Source organism: Paeniglutamicibacter antarcticus (genome assembly GCF_039544305.1).
GTDB classification, from domain to species: domain Bacteria; phylum Actinomycetota; class Actinomycetes; order Actinomycetales; family Micrococcaceae; genus Paeniglutamicibacter; species Paeniglutamicibacter antarcticus_C.
Map to the genome: position 1 here is coordinate 1 of NZ_BAABLK010000087.1, position 22354 is coordinate 22354.

Consider the following 22354-nt stretch of genomic DNA (forward strand, 5'->3'; position numbering starts at 1 on the left):
AGCCACAACGACGGCCTGCCCCCGGCAATAGCCATGGCCAATTTCAACACCCAAAACCAACAACAACCCGCTGCTGCCTAATCCAAAAGAAACTAAACAACTGTCTCAGATCCTTGACACACCTCACTGCTGTCATTTTCGAATAAATGCTCAGTTCGGTAGCCTGGGGAAGCACTGGCCTTAAACCGGTTCTGGACGGTTCACTGGCAAGCAATAATGCTCCACGGTCGCCGTGAAAACAATGGGTAAATCTTGGGTTTCGGTTCTCGGCAGTAAATATCAGCTAGTTATGCTGTAGCGTTATTTCCTATCAAGGGGAGTACTCCCGTCCGCGATCGGTCCGTCAATACGAATGCACTAGTGCATCCCGGGCCATCGGTTCTGATCCCATCAGAGCGGAGGAGACCTTGGCGTCATATCCACGCCAAGCCTTTGGAGTACCCTCATGCAGGTAACACCCTTGATCTGGATCATCACCATCGCCGTGACGATCCTCTTCTTCATTTATGAGTTCTTTGTCCACGTGCGCAAGCCGCACGAACCCTCCATCAGTGAATCCGCCCGCTGGACCGTTTTCTACATCAGCCTGGCAATGTTCTTCGGCGTTGGTGTCGGCGTGCTCTCGGGGTGGAAGTATGGGGGTGAGTACTTCGCCGGCTACCTCACCGAAAAGGCACTGTCGATAGATAACCTCTTCGTGTTCCTCCTGGTCATGGGTGCCTTCGCCGTACCGAAGATCTACCAACAAAAAGTACTGATGGTCGGCATCATCATCGCCCTGGTCCTGCGGGGCATGTTCATTGCCGTCGGCGCGACCCTGATCGAAAACCTGTCCTGGATCTTCTACCTCTTCGGCGTCCTGCTGCTATTCCTGGCCTACAAGCAAGCTTTTTCATCTCACCAAACCGACCCGGCCAATAACCGGTTGATGCGATTTGTGCGCCGCCATCTTGCGGTGACCGACGATTATCACGAAGACAAGCTCACCGTGAAGAAGGACGGCAAGCGGTTCATCACCCCGATGCTGCTCACCATCATCGCTATCGGCTTTGTCGACTTGATCTTTGCGGTCGACTCCATCCCCGCCATCTACGGACTCACCGACCAGGCCTACATCGTCTTCGCGGCGAACGTCTTCGCACTGATGGGGTTGCGCCAGCTGTTCTTTCTCATCGGCGGGTTGCTCGAACGATTGGTCTACCTCTCCCAGGGCCTTGCCGTCATCTTGGCGTTCATTGGCGTGAAGCTCGTCTTCCACGCACTGCACGTCAATGAACTTGCCTTCATCAACGCAGGGCAACCCATCGTGTGGATCCCCGAGATCCCGATCTCCTTCTCCCTGCTCTTCATTGCCGCCACGATCACCGTGGCCACCGTCGCGAGTTTGCTCAAGACCCGCGGCGACCAAACTCGTCCCGATGCACCCGCACCGAGCGAACCCTCTATCCGGAAGGATTACTCACAATGAGCATGTTCTCCAAAATCACCGGCCTAGCCTTGAAAGCCTTGGACAAGTCCGGGTCTTCAAACCAGACGCAAAACGCCGGCCAAAACGCCGGCCAGAAAGACTGGCGTGCGATTATCCGTACAGCGGCAGATACCCTGACCGGCGACGGACGCACCGCTGAGACCACTGTTAAGCCTCATCCAACGGCCACCAACACGCATCCCGTCCGGACGCATCGAGACGATTCGTCCGCTACACACGAGGAGATCAGCAATGCTGACCGGGCAGCGATCGCACGCTACGACTATCTGCTGGAAACCGCCGATCCGCACCAGATCGAGCAGATGCACCGCGAAGCCTTCGAACGCCTGACACCGGCCCAGCGCGACCAAGTCCAGCAGCGAATGCACACCGAACTTCCCGCCAAGGACCATCCCCGAACCGCCGGTGCCGATGACCTGGCGCGAACCGCGGCCCGAGCGGAGGTCGGGCGACCCGGTTTCCTGCGCGGACTGCTCGCCCGCGCCGGGAATAACGACTCAGCCCGCGGCGGCATCAGCCGTGGTGTGATGGTCGGAGGCGCCGCGGCAGGGGCAGGGCTACTGGCCGGAGGTGTTCTCACCGCGGTCGCTGGAGGAGCCGTCGTTAGTTCGCTGGCCGGACCGCTCCTGGAACAGGCCTCAAGCTTGGGAGTTGACTTCGAGGCCCTGGGCAACGGTATCGATCTCGAGGGCCTGAGCGGAGGGTTGGGAGAGTCGGTGGCTAACGCCGGTGAAACCGTCTCCGGCCTTGGCGAGCAGTTCGGTGACGTTGGATCCAATTTCAACTTGCCGGGACTTGATGACCTCTTCGGCCGCTGAGCCCGAAGAGAGCTCGCCGGCAGTTGGCACGACATACGCGTTCAACCCGGCAATTATTTCCTCGGATCGAGCCTGCGCAACATCGGGACCTTGGGCGATCAGCGATGTCGGGAATCCTCCCGCGACAACGCACAAAGATGTCGATGCGCCCTTGGTTGTCTTTCCCGTTGTCGAAAGCCACCCCTGAAAGAAATCACCATGAAAAAACGATCCACAGCCGTCTTGGGATCCACCCTGCTACTGTCCGGAGCCCTGTTCCTCACCAGCTGCGATGACACGCAACTGCCGCAAGCACCAGCAGTGGAAGAACAAGAGGGTGCCGAGGACCAGGGCGAAGGCGCGGACCAACCAGAGGATCAGGACGAGGGTTCCGGCCAGCAAGATGGCCAAGAAGAAAACGAAGACCGCCAGGATAGCCGGGACGAAGATCAGGACGAGAACTAACGATCGCCCAGAGCCAGGAGTATTCCATGAAGAAAGGACAGTGCGCATTGGCGCGCGGCCAACGCCGATCTTTGTCGGCGGTGGCTAAAGTCGATAGCGGCGGGTCATGATCATTGTTCTCGCCGGTATTGATGGGGCTGGTAAAACTACAGCAGGTCGGCTGCTCATGCAGCGATTCAAGGCGGCAGGCTATCCTGCAACTTTCACCACGAACTGTTCAGGCCGACGTAGCCTGGCCACGTGGTCCGCTCGCCACAACATCCATCCTCCTGTGATGGTGGTTGAGGCGATAGAGACTGCGATCCGCTGCGTTAACGTCTTGCTCTCCCACTGCCGCGCCACGCTCGGTCCCGGGGCACTCATCATGGACAGGTACCTTTATTGCCAGATGGCCCTGCGACGGGCTCGGGGTCTGCATCCAGGATGGTTGTTGCCTTTACTGTCCAGGATCCTGCCCACTGCGGACATCGTTTTCTATTTCAATGTCCCGGCCGAGATCGCGTACGCAAGGATTGCGAGGAGAGCCACAGATGTGGAGACGCTCGAGCACCTGCGGGGGTTCGATGCGGCTTACCGGGAGCTGGAAAGCTTCCCGTCCTTCATCGGCATCGATGCGACTCTTCCTTCCGAGCAGATCGTGGAAGGCATGCTCGAGGAACTCGGGATGTGCGGATTGGTCCTCCAGTAAGCAGTTGCCGCCGAACTCTCATGTTGGTCAGCTATTGATCGGCGCTCCGGGCAACTGAACCGTAGCCGGCGGTAACGGTGGAATCATTCCCTGGCTGTTCACGCTGTTCCCCGGAGCGCTTCTCGCGGCACCGATTCCAGTCTGTTTCCAGGTGAACCGGATGCCCTTCGACGGTTTCCAGCACTGTGTTTTTACCATTGCTGCCCAGACGTGCGTTCAAACCCTCCCAATCAGCAATTCGCCCTGATCATGCGTTGGTTCGCCATCCTTCACAGAGCCAACGCCCGCCGGCGGATAAGCGGCCAGCGCTTGATTTCTCCGACTTCGACCAGCTGATTTGGTTGGCAAGGGCTTGCAACTGGGGTTCTAACCAACTTCTTTGCGTCTCGACTGGGTGTCGCTGTCCAATCACGCTATTGGGTGGGCAGTGTGGAACGAGGCGTGACGATCCGTGGCAGGACATGAAAGAGGAAGATCACTGCCAGCATCAGGCTCCCTCCCACCAGGATGCCCATTTGCCAGCCCAGCAGGACTTGGACCACAAACCACACGCATCCGGCGATCAGTGCCCCTACGCCGGTGACCACTATCTTCGAAATGAGGTGACCCAGGCTGACGGTGGTGGCCTTGAGCTGCTGTCCGAAGAAGTGGCGGTGCACCGCCACGGGGGTCACCAGGAGAATGATCACCAATGCCGATGCGATCAGCAATGCGAGGTAGAACTTTTCATCGGGGGCCTCCAAGGTGTCGAAGCGTGTTTGAAAAGGTAGCACTACCAAGAACGCTGCGAGGATTTGGGCTCCGGTCTGCATAACTCGCATTTCCTGGAGCAATTCGTTCCATTTGCGATGCAATTCTTGGTCGCTGTCTTCTCGTACCTTGCTCTTTGCCATGGAAGTTTCCTTTGCCAGCTGGTTGGTAGATGAGCAGGATTTTACGCCACGGGCCGACCAATGGAGCTGCTGAACGCAGATCGATGATTTTGAGTCTTCACATGGGTAGGGTTCCGCAGAGTAACGTTTACGGGCACCCTGTCACTGTCTGGTAATCACGCGGTCTAGTTGTATTAACCACAGACGTTAGTAACAGTCGGCATGGCTAAGTGACAAAAAGAAGACCTCCGAGTGAAGTGGAAATTATCGAGATAACCACGACTCAAACGGAGGTCTTCGTCTCACATTCTAACGCGATCCTGGCACCCAAAGGACGACTGCTGCTGCTGGCCCAGTGCGTCGTCGATGACGCTTGGCCTTTACGCCGAGCCGCCGAACGCTTCCAAGTCTCTGTGACCACCGCATCACGCTGGGCCTCCCGCTACCGCGAACATGGCGAATCCGGCATGTAGGACGCCTCCAGCAGGCCACACACCTCCCCGCGACGCGTCCCGGTACACACCGAACGACGGATCCTGGGGCTGCGCGTGAGCCGGCGCTGGGGCCCTGCGCGCATCGGCTACAAACTGGGCATCCACCGTGCACAAAGTCCTCTCACGCTACGGAGCGTCCAAACTCGCTTGGCAGGACCGGGCCACCGGACGCAATATCCGCCGCTACGAACACGAAGCACCGAAGGGCCATGAACCATGTGGATATCAAGAAACTCGGGCGGATTCCCGACGTCGGCGGGCACCGGGTCATGGACCGAGCCGCCGGGAACCGCAACAAAACCAAGACCCCTACCAACAGGAAACCCGGCTACGCGTACCTGCACAACGTAAGTCGATGATCGCTCCCGACTGGCCTACACCGAAATCCTCGAAGACGAGAAAAAGGAAACCGCCTCCGGCTTCTGGGAACGCGCCAACGCCTACTTCAAAAGCGTCGGCATCACCGCCCAAAGGGTGCTCATCGACAATGGCTCGTGCTATCGATCCCATGCCTTCAAAGACGCTCTGGGACCGGAGATCAAACACAAACGAACCAGGCCCTACCGGCCTCAGACCAATGGAAAGGTCGAACGCTTCAACCGCACCATGCTCGAGGAATGGGCGTACGCCAAACCGTACCGATCAGATGCCGAACGCGTGGCGGCTTTCCCAGCTTGGTTAGACTATTACAACCACCATCGAGGACACACTTCGCTCAAGGGTCTTGCACCGGCTGGCCGCGTTCCTAACCTCTGTGGTTAATACATCTAGTCAGCCAGCTCACGAGGCCACGCAATCCGAAAGCGTTCGAGCACGATCTCATCTTGTTCGGACCAAACATCGCCGCGCGCCGCACAGCCGCGCTCCCAATACCGGCGATGCTCACTACGCCAGCTTTCAAGAGATCGATCACCCTCGCCTTCATCGAATGCAAACGCGGCATCCACATCTCGAAATGCGACGATCCGCAGTTCGGTGCTCCGGATCACAATGCGCGGTACGCCACCGCCATCGCAAGCAATCCAATGCGATCCAACCCTTGGCAATTCATCGCCGCGCGCCCTGAATTCTGAAACGAGCTCGGACGTCGCCCGCTTTGCACCGTGCAAGACCTCGCCCAAGAGTTCATCGGCGAGCCGAAAGGAATCACCAAAAATCTCAACGGTGTATTCAGGGCAGACACGGACGGCCTCCGGATGAGCAAGAGCATAACCGGCCCAGAGGGCTTCCGCAGCGGTGACGTCCGGGGCAGTGGCAGCGCGTGAATATTCATCCATGCATTCATCCTCCCAGCCCAAGATATTCCTGCCGGCAATTCGCTCTCGGCTAGCGGTTTGTTTCGACCTCCTGTCTTCTTTGCCGCGACCCCTGCTTCTATGTTCATGAGTCGACTGCACGGAACATCAGAAGTCGTCTGCAATGTGACTGCGTGTCTGCTTGGAACCTTTACCGGATGCCTTGAAAAGCACCGGTGGCGATAGAAAGCAGTCGTCCCGTCAAATCGGCGGAGGTTCCGTGCGAATTGTTTCTGTTGATCGAGGTCAAATGCTGCAACAACAACGCATGTCAGGGGTTCTAGGAATCGAAGTTACCGCTGGGTAGTCGACTGGCGTGGGTCTTCATCGCGGTTGCGAGCCATGGTGGCAGTGCTGGGTCCACGCTGGCGATCCAGGAGTGTTGTTGGTCGTCGTTGAGGTAGAGATCGGCAAGAGCGCTGTAAGAGGCTTTGTTGGGTACCCAGAATCGGACGATGGAATTATGGTGTTCATCGATAAGCCGTTGAGCGTTGGCATCGGTAGGGATGGTGCCGTGATGCATGAGATCCGCCATTCGACGCAGGAGTTCGCGGCTTCGGGTGGCCTCTAGTTCGTAGTCGGTGACCTCCCAGCCGTCAGTGGCTGCTTCGGCCGCGATGAAGACACCGTCGGCATCGGGACCGAGCCTATGTTCCAACTGCTTGCGAAGGTGGGAGCGGTCTTGATGGAGGCCGCGGAAGAAGTCCTCGGGATCCATGTGGCGGTTTGCGGTGAGATCACCAACGGTCCGCTCGATGGTCTCGACAATGGCGTGCAAGCGATCTCTTTCGGCAAGGATCTGCTGTCGTTGCAAACGTTGGGCGGCGATCTCGTTGCTGTCACCAGCGAGCACCTGAGTGATTTCGGTCAGACCGACTCCCATCCGTCGCAGCAAAAGGATGCGTTGGAGCCGGAGTAGCTCAGCGTGCCCTTACCAACGGTATCCGCTGGCACCGACCTCGCTCGGGGAGAGCAAGCCGGTGACGTCGTAGTGGCGTAGTGTTCGCGAGGTGACTCCCGCGTATTTGGCGACTTGGCTGATGGAATAGCGCATCACGGAATTCAATCCGCTTGACCTTCTCGTTAGGTCAACTTATATCCTCGGTGACATGAATCTGACGATCACCAATCTCCGGATATGTGATGGCTGTCGAATCACCGGGGATACGGCTGTAGGCATGATTGACGGCCTTATCGAGGCCGTCGGTGGCCCGACCGTGGACCGACCTTAGCCCGCCCAGCAGACAAACTTATCGACGGTACCGGCGGGACGCTGCTGCCGGGCTGATGGATACTCATCTGCACTTGTTGCCCGGTACGCCGCACCAGGTGCTCACCTTAGGTGTCACGCCCGCCATTGACCAATTCAGCAAGCCGGAGCTCATTGCACCGATCTTTGCCGTGAACGGGCGGGCAAACGTGGTCGAGATCCTGACCTCACGTATCGGGGCGATAGCCCCGGGGAGGTCACCCGACGATGGCGTATTCCCCCTTTCCATCCGTCCACGGCCCCCGGGACGCCTCTGGTTTCGTGGCGGATCGACTCGCCGAAGGTGCAACACCTCTGAAGGTTCTCTATGACCATGGATCCGCCAGCCTCGTGCCCATGCCGACGGTGAGCCTGGCCACGATACGGGCACTTGTGGTGGCAGCCCACGCTGCAGGCATGCTGGTCTTCGCGCACGTCACGACGGCTGCCGCCGCCATCGACGTCGTCAACCAAGGGGTGGACATCCTCGCCCACGTGCCCTTCGAACCGCTGAGCCCAACATAGGAGGAGGCCTTGGCCGATGCCCGTGTTCCGGTGATCGCCACCCTTGGCATCGCCGACGGGTTTCCCGGTGCCCACGGGGTGATGCCTCTACTGGCCCAGACTGACCTCGCAGAATGGCTGGGACCTGCGTGGACCAGGATGCTTCGCCGACAGGCAAAACGCTGGCTGCCACCTGGGCTTCCGGACGTCGAGGCGGCGCGCCAAAACGTCCGCGCGCTGCACTCCCACGGGGTGGTGCTCCTTGCCGGCGCGGATGCACCAAACCCAGTGCTCATTCCCGGAGCGAGCCTGCACCGCGAACTCCGGCACTTGGTTCTCGCCGGGCTGGGCCCCTGTGAGGCACTAGCTGCGGCGGCTTCCCTCCCCGCTTCAGTATTCGGGCTCAGCGACCGCAAAGCCATCCGTCCAGGATTGCGAGCGGACCTTGTTCTGGTCCCGGGACGTCCCGACCGGGACATCAGCGCAACACAGGACATCGCAGCGGTTTGGAAGCAGGGAGTGGCCGTGGATTTGGACTCATATGTGGGAAGTACCGAGGAAAGCGTGAGTGTTGCGGCGCTCCAAGCCACCAATGACAAGATTGTTGCCGCCATTGCCCAAATGTGGCCTCCTCCCCTCTCCGGCCGATGTCGATGAACCCAGGCGGACTGTGTGTAAATGGTCCGAACAACAACGAACGATGAAGGCTGGAAACCACAATGAACGACCGAAGCAACTGGATACCGCACCACCGTGAAGAAGACGCCGAGCTCTTGGGCTACCTCGTCCCAGTGTCCGATAGCATCGGCATGTTCCATCCCGTAACCATATTCGGTTACCCCTTGGGAACCCCGAATAATCCGAACAATGCCCGGCAGGTCCTCGACGATGTGGGACTGAGCTATTCGGCGGAGCGTTGGTACCTCACCTTGGTGGGGAGAGATGAACCGATCGCGGTGACCATTGCAGAAGTCAGCCCGAACCACGTAACAGTCCGCAACGCGGACTACGGCCATGAAGGAAATATCGGAGATCCATTCGTCCTGACCGGATCCGAGGCCGACCGACTTTCACGTTTCGAGTGATCGTTGATGTCATCCGCACTGGCCTGTTTCTCTTCACGCTATGCTGCTCAACAGCGATAGTTGGTGGAGAGTTGGTAGGCAGCAATTGTCAGAGAAGGGAACGCTTTACGGGACTGAAAGCATCATCAGAATGATATCGACGGCACTGGAAAGCCTTCTCATCTGCATGATTCTATGGTCGTGACGTAGCCCAGCTATGTTGACCGGTGGGATTCCGGGGTCTTGCAGCGCGCGTCCGCGTCGGGGAATGAGCGTTTCAGTCAACAGGATGAATTGAATTCCGTTTCTGAGTAACACCGCGGGCCGGATGGACATGTATAGGTATGAGCACCTCAGAAAAGAAGCAGGACCGGGAGGCAAGGTTCTCCAAGTTGTATGGACTTGTCTACAATGACGTCTTGCGGTTCATTCAACGCCGGGCAGGTCCCGACCACGCCGAGGATATTGCCCACGAGGCGTTCATGGCCGCTTGGCGTCGTCTGGATCATCTTCCGAGTAAACACGACGAAGCCAGGGCCTGGCTGTTCGCTACTGCGCGCAACTGCATGCTTAACAACCAGCGCGGACAGGCTCGTCAGGGGGCATTGGCGGTTCGGGTCGCAACGTGGACTCCGACCTTCGTGGACGCCGAAACCGACATGACCCACTTATGCATCGACCTGGCCGCAGCCTGGCAACGACTGCGCCCCGAAGACCAAGAGACCCTGTCCCTGGCGATTTGGGAAGACCTCCCCTCTTCGCAAGCGGGCCAGGTCCTCGGGATATCCTCGGCGGCCTACCGCATCAGGCTTCATCGCGCGCGCAAGTCATTGCGTCGCGAACTCGATTCCTCCCCCTATCCGGCGTCCCTCGCCGAATCCCTCATGACGGAGTAGCTGACATGGATAAGAATAAATACCCAGAACTAAACGCATTTCAGCCCCTAGATTCCGCACCCGAAGTTGGACTGAACGAACCAGGACGGACCAGGGCGAATGCGAGGTTGCTGCAGATTCTCGCCAGTGACCCAGAGAATGGAAACATTGCAAACCATTTACAGAGTAAACGCCGTTCTCGTCCTAAACGTCGGGTAGCAGCCTCTGTCGCTCTGGCAGCGGTGGCTGTCCTCACAGCGACGGGAGTCCTCTTTCCCGGGGCGGGAAGCAAGGAGGCGGCCTACGCGTCATGGAATGCTGTGCCGGGGTCGATCAGCAGCACGGACAGCGCTGTGGCAGATGCGGCCTGCCGTGGCCGCATGGACTTGGGGTCCCCACAGTTGGATCTTGTCGAACGCCGGGGAGAATGGGTGGTCTTGCTGTATACCGCCACGGATCACATGGTTGGCATGTGTCTTGCCCACGTGCCAGTCGGAGCATCCAGGGCCGGCGAGATTGATTTCAGTCGGGGCGGAGGCGACCAAGGGTTTCTCCCGGTTGCCGGGGAATTCACTGAGGGTAATATGGGGGAGTTTCGTGGGGGAAGTAACTTCGGTTTCCGTGATCGCCCCGACGTTGCCCTGACCCACGGAAACGTGGGACCTGACGTAGCGGCCGTAACTATCACGACCCCGGATGGCCAATTAGTCGAAGCTACCATTCAAGACGGACGATACGCCGCTTGGTGGCCGGGAAAAATCTTCGGTAGCAAGGTGGAAGGCAACGGAGGACCCGCCCCCGCGATCTCCTACACCATCACCCTGAAAGACCAAACGGTCATCATGGACGCAACCCCCCGGATGCCATCCTAGAAATCTAACGAAGCACATGGTGAAGGCGAGCTTTCAGGCGGTAGTCCGGATAGCCCACTTCATCAGCGACATGCAAGGGTGACTCGCAGGTGGAACCTAGGCGGCACTCTCGATCCGTCAGAGATGTCTAACCGGAACGATTGCTACTGGGTGAAGAGCATCAATATTCCGCCAGAAAAAGTTAGTTCTATGAACTGCTAATTAGTTGACTCTGACCCGCCGAGAATTCTTCTGATTAGATCGACAAAGGCGTACACCACGTAGATGCTCAGAGCAGTTGCTAGTTTCCCCCAGAAGGGCATCTGATCGAGCCAGCCGGTCAGCAGTAATAAAGCGGCTAAAACAATACAGGCCGACAGAAATACTATCCATGACGTGGGGACTCTTGGCTTTAGCTTGTTGGTCATTGGACTGCTCTATCGTTTGCTCACCGGACCATATTGTGGGGTGAAAAAGTGAAATATCCGACGTTATCGTCTGCCAGTAGATCTCTCACCCTGGTTTGCAGCTGGTGCCGAGACGCCGATCAAACTCGTCCGCTGGGGAACCATGAGCGGGACGGGCAAGGTGTTCTGTTAGTGACTCTCTGAAAAGTGGAAGATTGATACTTCGAAGTCAGGCGAGGGGGCCGGAGGCTCCCGGCCAACGTGCCGGGAGCTCGTGCTAGACCAAGTCAGAATGCAACCCTCGGAGTTAATAGCCATAAAACCCCCGATTGGTCACGGCCCAGAATGCAACACGGCCGGGGGAGTAAGAGGCGGTTACTGCTTGGGTAGCTGCGGGTCCACATCGTAGTGGTTTGCGAGTTCGGTGATCACCGCGTGGGCACCCTGGATGCTGACTGAGGCTAGGAACGTGGCATCGTCGACCGGAAGCTTCTCGCCCTCGAGACGGTCCCAGAGCGGGTTGGACTCGTAGTCTGCCTTCTGCGCGCGCGAGGCGTCACCTTCGGTGCACGGAGGGGTCCACGCGCTGACCATGATCAGACCGGCGTCGCCTTCGAGGATCTGCTCCGCGCCGAGCGGAGCAAAGATCGAGTCGGTGGAGTCAAGTCCACCCTCGGGGCGCGGGATCGCCATGTCGGCCATGATCTCGCCGATGAACGAGTCGCTCGCGTAGAGTCGCGCGGTGTCGCCGCCGGAAAAGCGGATCAGTGAGTAGGTCAGCTTCGGATCCTTGGCCAGGATGGATTTGCCGACGGAGGCGGCGCGATCCTGGTATTCCTTCACCACGGTTTCGGCCTTCGTCTTCTCCCCCAGGGCCTCGCCGAGGAAGACGACGTTTTCCTTCCAGGTCGGGCCAGTGCTGTCGGAGAAGATGGTCGGCGCGATTTTGGAGAGCTGCGGGTATAGGGCCTCGTGCCGCACCTTGGCTGAGACGATGAGGTCCGGCTGCAGTTCGAGGATCTTCTCGAGGTTCGGCTCGGCGAGCGTACCCACGTTGACCGACTCGGCGGTCGCCTCCTTCACGTCGCCCAGGTAGGGGGCGAAGGGATCCTTGGGGTCCTGACGGTATTGGACGTATCCGACCAGGTCGGCATCGAGCAACAGGGCTGCATCGATGTAGCTCGGGTCCAGGGCGACGACGCGCTTGGGCTGGGTTTCGATGGTGGTTGAGCCCATGATGTGGTCCATGGCCAGGGGGTAGCCGGCGGCCTGGGATGCAGGAGCTAAGTTGGTGGCTTCGGTGGCGGGGGCGGCGCAGGCGGAGGTGGCAAGCAGGGCCATGCCGGCAAGGGCGGCGGCCACGCGACGTACGGTTGTTTTTTTCATGGGCGGGTACTTTCAGCGAGTGGGAAGTTACGCGGCAAACGGGCAAACAGTTAGGGTTGCCTTGCCAATCCAGTACACTAGCACAATGCCGAAATATAGGGCATGCAATTGTTTCGTAATAGAAAAGGGAGTTGTTGTTGTGCCCGTCCTCGCCACTGCAACACAGGCGCCCGTCACACCTGGTACCGGCGGCCGTCCCGTCGAGCGGGCCCGCCGCCTGCGCCGCCTCGGGCTCGCCGCGACGGCCCTGCTGCTGGCACTGGTCGCCAGCATCTGCATCGGTGGCCAGCCCTCCTCGCTGGCTGAGGCATGGCACGCCATTGCCGCACCGTCCGGGACCGTCATGGATGTAACAATTCGCGAACTGCGTTGGCCGCGCACCCTGACCGGGATCGTGGTGGGCGCCTGCCTTGGGTTGGCCGGAACGCTTGTCCAGGGCCACACACGCAACCCGATCGCCGATCCGGGACTGCTGGGCATCAACCAGGGCGCTGCGCTGGCGATTGTGGCTGCAACCACATTGTGGGGACAGCAGGCTGCAGGCGTCGAGGCCACCCTCGCCTTCACCGGTGCCTTGGTGGCCAGCGTCGTCGTGTTCCTGCTCGGATCCGCCAGCCGGCACGGGGCAACCCCGATCACCCTGGTGCTGGCCGGGGCCGCGGTGACGGCACTGTGCAGCGGGCTGGTGTCCGGATTGGTGCTGCTCGACGAAGAGGCGCTGGACACGCTGCGGTTCTGGCAGATCGGCTCGCTGGCCGGACGGGACGGTGGCCTAGAACTGGTGGCCCCCTTTATCCTCGCCGGCCTGCTGCTGGCCGTGGTGAACCTCGGCGCGCTGAACACCCTGGCCCTGGGCGAGGACACGGCAACCGCGCTGGGCACGCCGGTGTTGTGCTCGCGCATCGTTGGCATCGCCGCCATCGCACTTCTCTCCGGCTCGGCGGTGACCCTGGCCGGCCCGATCGCCTTTGCCGGGCTGATCGTCCCTCACCTGGCGCGCGCCGCGATGGGCGGAGACCACCGCTGGCTGATGCCCTTCTCGCTAATGGCCGGCGCCACCCTGGTGCTGCTCGCCGATACGACCGGCCGGGTCGTGGCCCGGCCCGGGGAACTCTCCGTCGGCGTCGTACTGGCCGTGATCGGGGCACCGCTCTTTGTCCGGTTAGCCCGGCGGAAAAGACTGGTGGCCCTGTGAGCGCGGAGACGACAGGGACCGGCACGCACTTTTCCTCCGTGCGGGCGCTGCGCGTCGGGCCGGTGTCGCTGCGCGCGGACCCGCGCACCCTGGCCGTGACGCTGTTGCTGCTCCCGCTGGTGCTGGCCAGCATGGCTCTGCATATCGCCTTCGGTGGTACCCCGCTGGCTTTCGGCGAGGTGGTGCGCGCCCTGCTGGGCGACGACTCCAATCCGCTGGTGCACCTGGCCGCCACCGAGTTCCGTGCCCCGCGCATGGCCGCCGCCGTTCTGGTGGGGACCTGTCTGGCCGCGGCCGGGGCGTTGACCCAGACCGTGGCCCGCAACCCGCTGGCCAGCCCCGACGTGCTCGGAGTGACCTCCGGCGCCGCGGTGGGCGCGGTGGGCGTGCTGGTTCTGACCGGCGGCGGGCATGCCGGGCTAAGCGGAGCCGCCGCGATGCTGGGCATGCCGGCGGCGGCCTTCGCGGCCGGGCTGCTCAGCGGCGGAGCGGTGTACCTGCTGGCCTACCGCCGCGGCATCGAAAGCCAGCGCCTTATCCTGGTCGGGTTGGGCGTCTCCGGTCTCGCCGCCAGCCTGACCACTTGGATGCTGACCCTAGGTGATGTCACCAGCGCGGGGCTGGCCCTGACATGGATGATGGGCTCGCTCAACGGCAAGGAATGGGCGCTGGTGGCCCCGCTGGCGCTGGCCGGGGCGGTGCTGCTGCTCGCGGCGTTGGGCATGGGCCGCGGGCTGGCCCTGTCAAGCCTGGGCGACGACGTCGCGCTCGCTCTGGGCTCGCGAATCGGCGTGGTGCGCACCGTAGCCCTGGTGCTGGCGGTGCTGCTGGCCGCGGTCGCGACCGTGGTGGGCGGGCCGATCGCTTTTGTGGCGCTGGCCGCACCGCAGATCGCCCGGCTGCTCTGCGGGGCGGTGCTGCCGCCGGTGGGCTCCTCCGCCTTGGTCGGCGCGCTCTTCGTGCTGCTCTCCGACGTGGTCGCGGCGAACCTGCTGGCCATCCCGCTGCCGGTGGGTGTGGCTACCGCGGTGCTCGGAGCGCCGTTCCTGATGTATCTGATCCTTAAACACCAACGGAGGACGACATGATTTCGGGCGCATTGGAAGCATCCCGCCTCAGGGTGGAAGGGGTGACGCTGGGCTACGACGGCGAGGACATCGTACACCGGCTCAGCTTGGCCGTGCCCGACGGGGCGGTGACCTCAATCATCGGCCCCAATGGCTGCGGCAAGTCGACCCTGTTGCGCGCCATGGCCCGGCTGATGGTCCCGCGCTCCGGGCGGGTGCTGCTCGATGGGCAGCCGCTGCAAGCCCAACCGACTCGCTCGGTGGCGACTCGGTTGGGCATGCTGCCGCAGAACCCGACGGCGCCGGCGGGACTGACCGTGGCGGATCTGGTCTCGCGCGGAAGGAACCCGCGCCAACGCTGGTACCAACAGTTCTCCCTTGGCGACGAGCGCGTAGTTGCCGGCGCGCTGGAGGCCACCGGCATCGCCGCGCTGGCCGACGTGCCGTTAGACGAGCTGTCCGGCGGGCAGCGACAGCGCGCGTGGATTTCGATGGTGCTGGCCCAGGAAACCGACATTGTGCTGCTCGACGAGCCCACCAGTTTCCTGGACCTGGCCCACCAGGTCGAGCTCCTGGAACTGGTGCAGCGGCTTAACCGCGAGCACGGGCGCACCATCGTCATGGTCCTGCATGACATCTCGCTGGCTGCCCGCTATTCGGACCACATGGTTGCGATGCGCCAGGGCCGGATCCATTCCCAGGGCTCCCCGGCCGAGGTCGTCACCGAGCGGGGGCTACTGGAAATTTTCGGGCTGTCCGCACAGGTGGTGACCGACCCGGTCGCCGGGCGCCCCCATGTCATTCCGCTGGGCACCGGGACTCGGTCTGAGTCCCTGGCCGCAGTAGGGGCCGGGACCCGGACTCGGGCGCCATCGGTAGAGTAGGTGGCGCCAAGCACATGATCATGATCGGCTCAGACCCGGTATTCCTGTAGCTGTCCCCGCCCGACAAATATCGACGCTGAGTAGTGATCCAGTATTACGCTTCGATCCCTGCGCCGCGCCGGTACAGCGTCGGCAGCCGGTGCCGCTGGGTGGGAAATTGAGGTTTTGGGACCTTGTGGCGCTGATGTTCCGGAGAGGAACGGTTTGCTGGACATGCAAGCTCGCCGTGACGATACCAAGGCTGCGCTTTCGCAGACTCAACGCCCATTGCAACGAGCGTTGAATGGTTCGTACGTTGCCGCTTCCGGGTTCGGCTGGACATCGGGCGAAGCTGCCTGTGGTCTACTACCCGCAGAAGCCTCGCCGGCCTTTGCCGGGAGGGAGTTCACGATGTTCTCTCCGCCCAGCCCCAGCTTTCTTGATGTCGCCAGGGCGAGCTCTGGCAGCTTCCCCACTTCAATGATTCGACGACGCCGGACTGGCTAGAGGTAGATTTTTGAGCGGTGGCCAAGGTCGAGGGCAATGATGGTGAAATCGCCGTCGATGACTCCGCAGACTATGCGGTCGTCACCGACCCGATAGCGCCGCAACCCTCTCAGAGGGCCTTGGTGCGGTTTGGCGCGAGCACGGGGGTCGTTCGATGCCGCCATCTCATCCAGGTAATCCATGATGCGCGTAGCTACCGGCTTATCCATCTGCTTTAAGGCTTTGACGGCTTCAGGGTCATACTCAACCCTCCAAGCCAAGAGCGCGCCTTACGTCATCGCTGGGCACCGTCTGGCGATGGCCAGCACGGATATCCACGGCATTCTAAGCCACGGAGTACTCCCACTCCAGCAGGTCAAGGCGTTCCTCGGTCTCATGAGATAGACGAACCGAAGTTGGCATGCGATTCTCTTTCACAGTGAATACATGTAGTTACAACTACACTCCAACCATTGCTTGGAAGTCGTCTGAATTGCCATTTATTGTGGCTCTTGTGACTCTTCCGTGGGCGTGACCCGCGAGCTTTAACGCCCACACGCCGCTCTCTACCTAGGATTTTTGACTGTCAAGGAACAAAAATCAAGGTAGGAAAACGGCGTGCAGAAAACAAGCATATGGGCCACCATGCTCGGTGTCGAAAAGACCAGGGTCCAAGACCTGGACTTCGATGAGGAAACCAGCGCTTTCATCGCCACGGTCAGCCCACTGAAGTCCATGCGAAACCGGTGCGGTATATGTTCCCGGCGCTGTCCCCGCTACGACCGCGGCGAAGGTCCCAGAAGGTGGCGCACCCTAGATCTGGGAACCTTCCCAACGTACCTTCTCGCCGAAGCGCCACGAGTGCGTTGCCCCCAGCATGGAGTCACCGTAGCCGCAGTCCCGTGGGCCCGCCACCAAGTGCGGCCATACACTGCTCTTTGACCAGCAAGTCGCGTGGCTGGCCACTCAAACATCCAAGAGCGCCGTCACCGAATTGATGCGTATCGCCTGGCGTACCGTGGGCGCGATCATTGACCGCGTCTGGAAGGACACCGCCAAGACCTTTGACCCCTTTGCGAACCTCAAGCGGATCGGCATTGACGAGATCTCCTACAAGCGCGGACACGAGTACCTGAGACGTTGTCGTGGACCACGACTCCGGCCGCCTCATCTGGGCATCGCCGGGCCGTGACAAGGCCACCTTACGAAAATTCTTTGACGCCCTAGGGGAGGAACGATCCGCCCAAATCACGCATGTTTCCGCCGATGCCGCGAACTGGATCGCCACCGTCGTGGCCGAACGCTGCCCCAACGCTGTCCGTGTGGCTGATCCGTTTCACGTAGTCCAATGGGCCACCGGGGCCTTGGATGAGGAACGTCGAACCGCCTGGAACCGGGCCCGCCAAACAGCCACAAAAACCGAACCAGCCCGCGGCCGCGGGCGACCAGCGAAAGATGCCGCACCACGACCGGATAGTGAGCGGGCGAAGAAGCTGAAAAACAGTCGCTACGCACTCTGGAAGAACCCTGAAGACCTCACCGACAAGCAACAGGTGAAGCTGGCTTGGATCGTGGAGACCGACCCGACCTTGGGTCGGGCCTACTACCTAAAAGAAGGCCTTCGCACCGTCTTCAAGCTGCCCTACCCGGAGGCCATGGTGGCTCTTGATCGTTGGGTGAGTTGGGCCAGGAGGTGCAGGATTCCTGCGTTTGTGAAACTCCAACGCAGCATCGTCAAGCACCGCTCCAGCATCTTGGCATCGATCGAGCACGGGCTATCCAACGGGCGCATCGAATCCATGAACACCAAAATCAGACTCATCACCCGGATCGCCTTCGGATTCAAATCACCGGATGCTTTGATCAGTCTGGCGATGCTCAGCCTTGGAGGTCACAGACCGGTGCTTCCGGGGCGGGGATGACCCACGGATATGTCAGGAGAGCCTTTATTGTCAGCAATTGGAACCATTCCCGGGCATTTATTCAGAACCTACGCAGTCCAAGGATCGCTCTAGGTGCTAGGGATGAGAACATTTTCGTGGATCCTGTGCCACCCTTCGGATTCCTGGTCCCGAGTTTCGGCATAGTCGCGCAAGAGAGATACCGCTTGGGCGCCGTTTAGTGCATTCACGAATAGTCATCCGTGCGTGTGCCTCATGAGTCGGCGATGACCGTTCCGTCCTTCGCGTCGATTTCTACCTCAATGTCCTGAGTGCTTCCCTCCGGGAGAATATCGAATTCGTATTTGGCTCGCCCGTCGCCCTGCCCCTCGATCTTCCACGACGTAATGGTTCCCGCCTGCTCACCGCGTGCCGTGGCAACAGCCTCCTTGAGGCCGATAAGGGAATCCGGGTCGAAGGTTTGTTTCGGTTCCTCGGCCGCTTCGCCTCCGAGGCTTTCCTTCTCTTCGGAGAGCTTCTCCAAGGTCTCTGCATCATACTCCACGGTATATTCAGTGTCCGCGGACTTCAGCTCGATCTTGTATTCAATTGTCCCGCCATCATTGGTTTCTAATTCGATTTTCGACGGGTCGCCGGTAAACTCACCGCGGGCCGCTTCCAAGGCATCCTGCCAGGACTTGCCCGGTGGCTGATCGACCAGGTCACGGTGCGTATCGTTATTCGTGGGTGTCGGAGTATCCGTGGGCGATGCAGCGCTGGATGCGGGGACTTCGCTGGACGCGGTCGGTTCACCAATGGGGTCCGCATCAGAGCCGCCCGAGACCATAGCAAGGTTGGCGGAGGCGAACAAGGCCAGTCCGTTGAATATACGCATGGCACTCTCTTTCGTTGGAAATCAAGCGGCAGACCGACGTTGGGATGGCCTGGTTCGACCCACACTAGTCCGCCGTTTGGGTCGCGGCAAGGACAGTCACAGCGATATCTCAGTTGCTTTATTCGCACCTTTTATCGAGACCGAAAATATGCGGTTGATACCTGTGGGGGCTCGTCCTATCATGCAAGCCACCACTAACACTGAGCCTTCTTCTGAGTGGGCCTGTAATGCCCGAGCCGCAGGTCCGCGAACAGAGGCGGCGCTCACCATCCGCACACGACGACTCCGGTGCCTTCAGCTCTTATTCGCTTGATCTGCACCGTTAGGTCACGGTTTTCAGCGCGCAACTGCTTGAGTTCCTCGAGCTCGTCGGTCGTGGAGCCTTCCTTCTGGGGTGGTTTGTGACAACGTGAAATGTCCGACGTTAGCGTGAGCGATCAAAGCGTTTACCCCTGATTCGAAGCTGCTGTCTCGAAGCCGATCAGACTCGTCCGTCTGAGAACCTCTACTGGGACGAACTTTCTGCTTTCTGCCGGGCGGCCGGGCGAAAATTGAGGACGGCCTTGGGTTCTCTTCCAGCGGTCACGCGGGGTCCAGGCCCGGGGCGCCGCGAAAGGTGGTGACCATTTCTTCGAACCTCAGAACGTGATTGTGAATTCGCGCAGCGTCTAGTTTCGAGTTGAGGAACGGTTTGTGCTTCCCAATCAGCAGAACATCTCTCGCCTTGCCGTCGAGTTCCAAGGGCGTCGCCAGGGGAAGCAGTGCGGCCAGCGCGTTAGATTCAACGGATTCAGGCAGTTGTGCTCGAAGCCAAGCAATCTGTTCGGTTGTGAATAGGTTGGTTGGGATCGATAGCCTCTCAACGTTCTTGAGGGAACCAAGAGGCTGAACTCGTCCATCGTCTATGCGCTTCGGGTGCAGACTTAGGCTTACCAGTCCTGTGAGCGTGACCAATGGCTCCAGGGTCTCGAAGGTCGACTTCCTCCTTACGGCGTCACCCAGGACGAGCTCCTTTAACGCTTGTCCTGCGCAGAGGTCATCTAAGCGGTGGAGCCGCGTGAAGTCTTCTAGGCGCATCGCCGTCAGCTGCGGATTGCGCGCAAGGTTCCAAAGACGCGCTGATCGCTGATTCCAGTAGAACGAGACCATTCGGAGTCCCGACAGGTCCTCAAGGGGTGTCAAGTCTTCCAGCTTGGGGCACTTCCAAAACTCAATCGCCTTGAACTGAGTTCCGTAGCTGGAGACCAACCGCTCAAACGTGGACTGGTCCAAGCCGCTGACACGGAGAGCAACCGCTCCCGGGCTGGCGTCGATCTCTGAGAGTTGGCCCAGATCGAACCGGCCGCCGCCAACCTCCGGCTGAACAAGGTCGAGGAACCACGGATTCTGAGCATCGCTCGCGCGCCGAAGTTCCAACAAGTTATTCGGTCCTAATTCCATGATCGCTCCGTCCATTCGCTTGCATACCTTCCAAGATGATCCTGCAAACTTATCCGACCTGCAGTCGGAGACCAGCAACCTCGAGTGTCCCACGAGCGGGCCCACCACCGTACAGCCCAAATTCCGGACTGCTCCGTTGACCGCCCCTGATACGGCGCAGGGTACCGATACCTCAGGGCGAATAAAGCATCAAGTGGCCACGGGAAACTCTTAGCTGCCTCACACGGCTGTCGGACATCTTTTTTCAAATCCCCCCTTGGGAGCAGGAGCCCGAGCAAACGGATAGTGGCGGGGCCCTCCGTGATGGATTCGGACCGCAGGAGCGGGCAGCGCGCTGGCACCAATGCTCCCGTACGGGGTAAGTTCGAGAGCATGATTGGTCGCCCGGTTCCCCCACCGCTAAACGCAGTACAACGCATCAAGAAGCACGCAACGGCAACGACGGCGCTTACCAATAGTGCCGTTCCGCGCCAGGTGCTCGCACTGGGCATTGAGCTAGAGGACGGCCCGCTCACGAAATTTCACATCGAACGCCGTTTCCCCGGTGCCCGCGATGTCGTCATCGACTTGGAATTCTGCGGACTGTGCCATTCCGACGTCCACGCCGGACGCGGCGAATGGGGAGCCAAGGAGTTGCCGCTGGTCCCCGGTCACGAGATGGTCGGCACCGTCCGCGAAGTTGGCGGGCAGGTGCGGGACCTGGACATCGGCGCCCGGGTGGGCGTGGGCTGCCTGGTTGACTCGTGCCGCGCCTGCGAGGCCTGCCGCGAGGGACTTGAACAGTTCTGCCCCAACAGCGTAGGAACCTACGGGGCCTCGGACCCGAACACCGGTGAATACACCCAGGGCGGCTACAGCCAGCAGATCGTGGTGAACCGCGACTTTGTGCTGAACATCCCCGAATCCCTGGATCCGGCCTCCGCCGCCCCGCTGTTGTGCGCCGGGATCACCAGCTACTCACCGCTGCGCCACCACAACGTGGGCCCGGGCAGCAAGGTCGGAGTGTTGGGCCTGGGCGGGCTAGGACACATGGCGGTGAAACTTGCCGCGGCCATGGGCGCACACGTCACGGTGTTCACCCGCAGCGAGGACAAGCGCGAATCGGCGCTGGGGCTAGGTGCCGAAACCGTCGTGAACAGCACGGACACTGCGCAGCTGGAAGCGGCCGCAGATTCCCTTCACCTTCTCATTGACACCGTTGCGGTCCCGCACGAGCTCGGCACATACCTGCGTACCCTCAAGCGCGACGGCGCCCTGGTGCAGCTCTCGCTGCCCGAAGGCCCCATGCCGGGCATCGACGCCGGGGCGCTGATCTTCAAGCGCCTGAGCTACACCGGCTCGTTGATCGGATCGATCGCCGAGACCCAGGAAATGCTGGACTTCTGCGCAGAGCATTCGATCACCAGCGACATCGAGCTCGTCGATGCCCGCTCGGTCAACGAGGCCTGGGACCGCATGGTCGCCGGTGACGTGAAATACAGGTTTGTCCTAGATCTCGCCACATTGGGCGACCCAGCCAAGGAGGATGCATGAGCACGCTGTTCACCAAGATCATCAACGGGGAGATCCCGGGCCGCTTCATCTGGAACGATGAGCACGCCGTCGCGTTTTTGACCATCGGCCCGATCACCGACGGCCATACCCTGGTGGTCCCGCGCGAAGAAGTCGACAAATGGACCCAGGCCCCCGCCGGGCTGGTCAACCACCTCATTGAGGTCGCCGGCAAGATCGGTCGCGCCCAGGTGCGCGCCTTTGGTTCCGAGCGCGCCGGGTTGATGGTTGCCGGGTTCGAGGTGCCGCACCTGCACGTGCACGTGTGGCCGACCAACTCGCTTGCGGACTTCGATTTGGCCCGGGCCGACACCAACCCGGACCCGGTGGTCATGGACCAGAACGCGGAGAAGCTTCGCAAGGCATTGCGCGAAGACGGCCACGCGGAGCACGTCCCGATCAGCTGATCTTCCCCGGTTCGCCTCCCGGGGATGAGAAGCAAAGACCAGTTCGCTGATCATCACCGGGACGGGTCGAACGACGCAGCGGGATACTGCGGAACATCTACCTGTGGATCACGGTCGGTACCTGGAAACCGTAC

Annotated in this window: 22 protein-coding genes and 2 pseudogenes; 16 read left to right on the top strand and 8 right to left on the bottom strand. The window is 60.6% G+C overall.

The genetic code is table 11. From position 1 onward, the window contains the following. Nucleotides 1–445 precede the first annotated feature (445 nt). From ABEA12_RS16085 to ABEA12_RS16100, 4 genes are all read left to right on the top strand, one after another. Nucleotides 446–1468, top strand: a complete 1023-nt coding sequence (locus ABEA12_RS16085; protein ID WP_210100354.1) for a TerC family protein — start codon at nucleotides 446–448, stop codon at nucleotides 1466–1468. Beyond that, entirely contained in the window at nucleotides 1465–2307 is an 843-nt protein-coding gene (locus ABEA12_RS16090) for a hypothetical protein (RefSeq protein WP_210100355.1), read from the top strand. Before ABEA12_RS16085 ends, ABEA12_RS16090 begins: the two co-directional genes overlap by 4 nt. Nucleotides 2308–2505: 198 nt before the next feature. Next, the gene (locus ABEA12_RS16095; RefSeq protein WP_210100356.1) at nucleotides 2506–2751 is read left to right on the top strand and encodes a hypothetical protein; all 246 of its coding nucleotides are present in this window, start codon (nucleotides 2506–2508) and stop codon (nucleotides 2749–2751) included. Nucleotides 2752–2857: 106 nt separating this feature from the next. Further along, complete coding sequence (locus tag ABEA12_RS16100; RefSeq protein ID WP_210100357.1) at nucleotides 2858–3439, top strand: dTMP kinase; 582 nt, start codon at nucleotides 2858–2860, stop codon at nucleotides 3437–3439. Nucleotides 3440–3852: 413 nt separating this feature from the next. On the opposite strand, the gene ABEA12_RS16105 is transcribed toward ABEA12_RS16100, so the two are convergent. Then, nucleotides 3853–4332 (bottom strand): DUF6328 family protein, encoded by a 480-nt coding sequence (locus tag ABEA12_RS16105; RefSeq protein WP_210100358.1) that lies wholly within the window; start codon nucleotides 4330–4332, stop codon nucleotides 3853–3855. A 251-nt stretch (nucleotides 4333–4583) separates the two neighbouring features. Here ABEA12_RS16105 and ABEA12_RS16110 point away from each other — a divergent pair. Beyond that, nucleotides 4584–5567, top strand: a pseudogene (locus tag ABEA12_RS16110) (IS481 family transposase). Between the two features lie 5 nt (nucleotides 5568–5572). Here ABEA12_RS16110 and ABEA12_RS16115 read toward each other — a convergent pair. Next, nucleotides 5573–6082, bottom strand: a complete 510-nt coding sequence (locus ABEA12_RS16115) for an ASCH domain-containing protein (protein ID WP_210100359.1) — start codon at nucleotides 6080–6082, stop codon at nucleotides 5573–5575. A gap of 298 nt (nucleotides 6083–6380) precedes the next feature. Beyond that, nucleotides 6381–6758: a TipAS antibiotic-recognition domain-containing protein gene (locus tag ABEA12_RS16120; protein WP_210100360.1), complete on the bottom strand. Its 378-nt coding sequence runs from the start codon at nucleotides 6756–6758 to the stop codon at nucleotides 6381–6383. Here ABEA12_RS16120 and ABEA12_RS16125 point away from each other — a divergent pair. Next, nucleotides 6750–7019 (top strand): hypothetical protein, encoded by a 270-nt coding sequence (locus ABEA12_RS16125; RefSeq protein ID WP_345468952.1) that lies wholly within the window; start codon nucleotides 6750–6752, stop codon nucleotides 7017–7019. The genes ABEA12_RS16120 and ABEA12_RS16125 overlap by 9 nt on opposite strands. A 12-nt stretch (nucleotides 7020–7031) precedes the next feature. Here ABEA12_RS16125 and ABEA12_RS16130 read toward each other — a convergent pair whose 3' ends face one another. Continuing rightward, nucleotides 7032–7154 carry a MerR family DNA-binding transcriptional regulator gene (locus tag ABEA12_RS16130; protein WP_210100362.1) on the bottom strand — a complete coding sequence of 41 codons (123 nt, stop codon included), beginning with the start codon at nucleotides 7152–7154 and terminating at the stop codon, nucleotides 7032–7034. Between the two features lie 477 nt (nucleotides 7155–7631). On the opposite strand from ABEA12_RS16130, the gene ABEA12_RS16135 reads away from it, so the two are divergent. The 4 genes from ABEA12_RS16135 to ABEA12_RS16150 all read left to right on the top strand — a co-directional run bounded on the left by ABEA12_RS16135 (nucleotide 7632) and on the right by ABEA12_RS16150 (nucleotide 9813). Then, nucleotides 7632–7874: a hypothetical protein gene (locus ABEA12_RS16135; RefSeq protein ID WP_210100363.1), complete on the top strand. Its 243-nt coding sequence runs from the start codon at nucleotides 7632–7634 to the stop codon at nucleotides 7872–7874. A 9-nt stretch (nucleotides 7875–7883) separates the two neighbouring features. Beyond that, the gene (locus tag ABEA12_RS16140; protein WP_210100364.1) at nucleotides 7884–8510 is read left to right on the top strand and encodes an amidohydrolase family protein; all 627 of its coding nucleotides are present in this window, start codon (nucleotides 7884–7886) and stop codon (nucleotides 8508–8510) included. A 62-nt stretch (nucleotides 8511–8572) separates the two neighbouring features. After that, nucleotides 8573–8938, top strand: coding sequence for a hypothetical protein (locus ABEA12_RS16145; RefSeq protein ID WP_210100365.1), 366 nt, complete (start codon nucleotides 8573–8575; stop codon nucleotides 8936–8938). Between the two features lie 323 nt (nucleotides 8939–9261). Then, nucleotides 9262–9813: an RNA polymerase sigma factor gene (locus tag ABEA12_RS16150; protein WP_210100366.1), complete on the top strand. Its 552-nt coding sequence runs from the start codon at nucleotides 9262–9264 to the stop codon at nucleotides 9811–9813. 1612 nt (nucleotides 9814–11425) lie between these two features. Here the strand turns inward: ABEA12_RS16150 and ABEA12_RS16155 are convergent. Next, nucleotides 11426–12436, bottom strand: a complete 1011-nt coding sequence (locus tag ABEA12_RS16155; protein WP_210100367.1) for an ABC transporter substrate-binding protein — start codon at nucleotides 12434–12436, stop codon at nucleotides 11426–11428. 139 nt (nucleotides 12437–12575) lie between these two features. Between ABEA12_RS16155 and ABEA12_RS16160 the strand changes: the two genes are divergently transcribed. From ABEA12_RS16160 to ABEA12_RS16170, 3 genes are read left to right on the top strand one after another with little or no spacing between them, the layout of a single operon-like run. Continuing rightward, nucleotides 12576–13631, top strand: coding sequence for a FecCD family ABC transporter permease (locus ABEA12_RS16160; RefSeq protein ID WP_345468956.1), 1056 nt, complete (start codon nucleotides 12576–12578; stop codon nucleotides 13629–13631). Further along, a complete protein-coding gene (locus tag ABEA12_RS16165) occupies nucleotides 13628–14719 on the top strand; it encodes a FecCD family ABC transporter permease (RefSeq protein WP_345468958.1) in 1092 nt (363 codons plus the stop codon). Before ABEA12_RS16160 ends, ABEA12_RS16165 begins: the two co-directional genes overlap by 4 nt. Then, a complete protein-coding gene (locus ABEA12_RS16170; RefSeq protein WP_210100369.1) occupies nucleotides 14716–15582 on the top strand; it encodes an ABC transporter ATP-binding protein in 867 nt (288 codons plus the stop codon). The genes ABEA12_RS16165 and ABEA12_RS16170 overlap by 4 nt, the downstream gene beginning before the upstream one ends. Nucleotides 15583–16064: 482 nt before the next feature. Here ABEA12_RS16170 and ABEA12_RS16175 read toward each other — a convergent pair whose 3' ends face one another. Then, nucleotides 16065–16328, bottom strand: coding sequence for a type II toxin-antitoxin system RelE family toxin (locus ABEA12_RS16175; RefSeq protein ID WP_210100370.1), 264 nt, complete (start codon nucleotides 16326–16328; stop codon nucleotides 16065–16067). A gap of 337 nt (nucleotides 16329–16665) precedes the next feature. Here ABEA12_RS16175 and ABEA12_RS16180 point away from each other — a divergent pair. Beyond that, nucleotides 16666–17969: pseudogene (locus ABEA12_RS16180) on the top strand (ISL3 family transposase). A 232-nt stretch (nucleotides 17970–18201) separates the two neighbouring features. Here the strand turns inward: ABEA12_RS16180 and ABEA12_RS16185 are convergent. Together ABEA12_RS16185 and ABEA12_RS16190 are read right to left on the bottom strand one after the other, a co-directional pair. Beyond that, the gene (locus ABEA12_RS16185; protein ID WP_210100371.1) at nucleotides 18202–18822 is read right to left on the bottom strand and encodes a PepSY domain-containing protein; all 621 of its coding nucleotides are present in this window, start codon (nucleotides 18820–18822) and stop codon (nucleotides 18202–18204) included. A gap of 582 nt (nucleotides 18823–19404) precedes the next feature. Next, nucleotides 19405–20277 (bottom strand): hypothetical protein, encoded by an 873-nt coding sequence (locus tag ABEA12_RS16190; protein ID WP_210100372.1) that lies wholly within the window; start codon nucleotides 20275–20277, stop codon nucleotides 19405–19407. Between the two features lie 357 nt (nucleotides 20278–20634). Here ABEA12_RS16190 and ABEA12_RS16195 point away from each other — a divergent pair, with 357 nt between their 5' ends. Both ABEA12_RS16195 and ABEA12_RS16200 read left to right on the top strand, forming a co-directional pair. Beyond that, nucleotides 20635–21795, top strand: a complete 1161-nt coding sequence (locus tag ABEA12_RS16195) for an NAD(P)-dependent alcohol dehydrogenase (RefSeq protein WP_210100373.1) — start codon at nucleotides 20635–20637, stop codon at nucleotides 21793–21795. Next, a complete protein-coding gene (locus ABEA12_RS16200) occupies nucleotides 21792–22220 on the top strand; it encodes an HIT family protein (protein WP_210100374.1) in 429 nt (142 codons plus the stop codon). Before ABEA12_RS16195 ends, ABEA12_RS16200 begins: the two co-directional genes overlap by 4 nt. Nucleotides 22221–22354 lie beyond the last annotated feature (134 nt).